Genomic DNA, 463 nt, shown 5'->3' with positions numbered 1-463 from the left:
TTTCTATAGAGCCCTCACGATCTTTAACGTCTACAGATCCTTTAATGTCAGCACCGCCATCATCTTTAAGCCATAGGTATGGGGGAATAGGCATTTTATTTTCTCCTTACTGTGTTGACTAACTTTACTATGATGAAATACAAAATAATTGAAGAGAAGAAGTTAAAGAAAATTAAAACATAATCATAGCTAAAATAGATGTCTTCCGGTGTCGGTTTAGAGCTAAACCAGTATGCAATTTTGATTGCAGTATCGTTGCTGATCATTGGATGTTCAGAGAAGTAACGAACATCCATCCATGACACGAAGCAAAAGAGAGCAATAAACCAAACCAGCTTTATCAGGCTATGGGCAATTTTTAGGATAACCACTATCAATTACCTCAATTGTTCCGTATGAATCTAAATCCTTACCTGGTACTTTCTCTTTTTTTGTTCTTAACAGTGCGGCCCTCAATTTGTTG

Annotated in this window: 1 pseudogene; it reads right to left on the bottom strand. The window is 36.5% G+C overall.

From position 1 onward, the window contains the following. Positions 1-94, bottom strand: a pseudogene (locus FN633_RS05970) (type VI secretion system tube protein Hcp); the annotation flags it as partial. Positions 95-463 lie beyond the last annotated feature (369 nt).

Origin of the sequence: Pseudescherichia vulneris, from assembly GCF_902164725.1 — a bacterium.
GTDB lineage: Bacteria > Pseudomonadota > Gammaproteobacteria > Enterobacterales > Enterobacteriaceae > Pseudescherichia > Pseudescherichia vulneris.
This window is presented reverse-complemented; position numbering and strand designations above follow the sequence as displayed.